Genomic DNA, 2,824 nt, shown 5'->3' with positions numbered 1-2,824 from the left:
TTGGCACTCCGCGTTGGTCGGCGAGTACCTGATCGAGGAACTCGCGCGGATTCCCGTCTGTGTCGAATACGCCAGCGAATTGCGGTACCGCAACCCGCCGATCGAAAACAATACGCTGGTGTTCGGGATCACCCAAAGCGGCGAGACGGCCGACACGCTGGCCGCCTTGCGGGAAACCAAACGCAAAGGCCACCGCACCCTGGCCCTCTGTAACGTCGTGGGAAGCTCCATCGCCCAGGCCGCCGACGGCGGCGTCTACTTGCACGCCGGGCCGGAAATCGGCGTGGCCAGCACCAAAGCCTACACGTCGCAGTGCTGCGTCTTGGCCATGCTGGCGCTGTACTTCGGACGCATCCGCCACCTCAGCTTCGAAGCCGGACGAAACATCATCCGCGATCTGCAGCAAGCCCCGGGGGCGGTTCAAGAGGCGCTCAACTGCAACGAACACGTCAAAACCGTTGCGGAAAAGTACAAGGACGCCACGAATATTCTGTACCTCGGCCGCCAATACAACTTCCCGACCGCCCTGGAAGGCGCTCTCAAGCTGAAAGAAATCAGCTATGTCCACGCCGAAGGCTACCCGGCGGCGGAAATGAAACACGGCCCGATCGCACTGGTCGACGAAAAAACTCCCAGCGTGTTCATCATCCCCCAAGGCACCACCTACGACAAAGTGATGGCGAATATGGAGGAGGTGAAGGCTCGCGGAGGCCCGATCATCGCCGTTGCAAGCAAAAACGATCCGCACATCGAAGCCGTCGCCGACGACGTGATCCACATCCCCGACGTGCCGGCCATCATCCAGCCGATCGTGTCCGTCGTGCCGCTGCAACTGCTCTCCTATCACATCGCACTGCTGCGGGGCTGTGACGTCGACAAGCCGAGAAATTTGGCCAAAAGTGTGACAGTGGAGTAGTGACATTCCACCCAAAATGGCATTCTTTCCTTGCGGATACCCGCAGCGAAATTACGCTCTTGATTGTTGCCCAATGAGCATGGGATGATCGTCGCCGAGACGGGGGCCAAGTCGACCCGGCGAGCAATCCATGACCAGGAACCCTTTTCTATTCGGATGAGAAAGACGATGAATCGTAACGGCCTGACCTTTAATTCTCGCAAGGCGTTGATGAACAATATCGGCGAGGCTGCGGGGACGGAAATTGCAAATCTGATTGCCGAAATGGCCGCCGAAATCGAAGAATTGCGACGCAACAAGGTCAACGTCACCCGCATCGTCCCGGCCACCAACGTCAATCTGATGGGCCGCAACGAAGACGCCATCTAACGCCGAAACCCGGGGTCGTCCACGAGCCGCCGAACCCGCCACCACGTCCGGCCCACCATCGAGCGCCACGATCACCGCCGGATCGACGAAAACCGGGGTCTGTCCCCAGCGACCCAGGACTGACAGGGCACCTGGGCCCTCAGAGGCAGATAGGACCTAGAGGACAAATGGGACCCATAGGTCGCATACGTCCAATTCGTCCCATTTCTCCCGTGGCACCGGGGTCTGTCCCCGCGACACTCGTGTACTCAGTACTCAGTACTCAGCGTGACACCCGGGGTCTGTCCCCGCGTTACCACGCCCGGGGTCTGTCCCCGCGTTAGCACGTGCTCGTTCCTTGCACCGTGTTTTCCATTCGGTGCCCACTTCGTGGGCAGACCGCTTGCTCGGTCGGCTGGCAAGATCCGCTGATGCCGTTTTTCAACAACGCCACCGAGCTTCTCAACGGCGACCAACGCACCACTACAGCGACAATAGCGTCCCCTGCATGCCGTTGCGGCTGCGAACTGAAATTCCGGTCCGTGTCGCACGCGGACTGGCACGTCGCATGCAAACGACTCAGGGCAGGGAGGAAGCAGGGATGCACACGCTTCTATGGATGGTCGCTTGAGACGTAACGGGGAATTGCGTCTCAGGCATCAGAGAGTGCTGCCGAGACACCTCGCTGGGCAGAACTTGACGGATGGCTTACGAGTCGGGTGATCTGGTTCCGGTGCCGGATCACCCGACTCCGCCGTTCCCTACGCGCCGCCTAAACCTGTGCACTGTACCAGTGCGAACTCTTATCGAATGGGCTGCGATCAGCGTCGAAACGCTGATCGCGACGGACTGTCCGCCATCTCAGCTGCGATTTGCCAGCCGATCAGTTTCCGAACGGGTCACCACCAAACGGATCGGGTGCGCCGCCTGCCGGCGCTCCAAACGGATCGGCTCCCGTATCAGTGCCGAACGGATCGCCTCCGGCAGGAGCAGCGGGCTCGCCAAACGGATTCGAGTTGTCGCCTGCGGCCGGCATGCCCGCATCGCCGGCGTCGGCAGCAGCCCCTGCCGGTGCATCGTCGGCAAACGGATTGTCATCAAGCCCTTCCAAGGCATTGTTCTTCTCGACTTTGGGCTGTCCGTCGGCCAGCGCGGGACCGTCGTCGGCGAACGGATCATCGGCCACGGGAGCACTGGGAGCCGGCGGCGGCGGCTTCACACCAACCGGCGGAGCCGTCGCGCTCGGCGCGGCACCTGCCGGTGCGGCACTGGCTGGAGAAGCACTCGGCTGGACTCCCAATTCCATCATTCGCGTGTCGGATCGAGTCGCCGCGTTCATCATCGCATTGATCCGTGCTTTCTGCCGAATCTCTTCCAGCTTCAAGCGAGCCGAACCCTGGAATCGCGACAGGGACCGACCGATACCGTCTGCGCCTCCGGTGCGTGCTTCCATCTGTGCTCCCACCTGCCAATCCAACTCCGCCTCGGCATTTCGTCCTTGGTTGTAGGCCACGATGCCGCGGAAGTAATAGGCACGGGGGTCACGCGTTCCGCCGTCGA

Annotated in this window: 3 protein-coding genes; 2 read left to right on the top strand and 1 reads right to left on the bottom strand. The window is 61.3% G+C overall.

Annotated elements, in window-relative coordinates:
- Window positions 1–916: isomerizing glutamine--fructose-6-phosphate transaminase (locus ABX749_RS28330; protein WP_372898988.1), on the top strand; the 916-nt coding region annotated here is incomplete at its 5' end.
- Window positions 917–1,084: 168 nt separating this feature from the next.
- The gene (locus tag ABX749_RS28325; protein ID WP_145223227.1) at window positions 1,085–1,285 is read left to right on the top strand and encodes a hypothetical protein; all 201 of its coding nucleotides are present in this window, start codon (window positions 1,085–1,087) and stop codon (window positions 1,283–1,285) included.
- A gap of 862 nt (window positions 1,286–2,147) precedes the next feature.
- On the opposite strand, the gene ABX749_RS28320 is transcribed toward ABX749_RS28325, so the two are convergent.
- A partial coding sequence (locus tag ABX749_RS28320; protein ID WP_372898987.1) for a hypothetical protein occupies window positions 2,148–2,824 on the bottom strand: 677 nt, incomplete at its 5' end.

Origin of the sequence: Stieleria sp. (assembly GCF_041595215.1) — a bacterium.
GTDB classification, from domain to species: Bacteria; Planctomycetota; Planctomycetia; order Pirellulales; family Pirellulaceae; genus Stieleria; species Stieleria magnilauensis.
The sequence above is the reverse complement of the archived record's forward strand: the minus strand, read 5'-3'. Positions and strand labels throughout refer to the sequence as shown.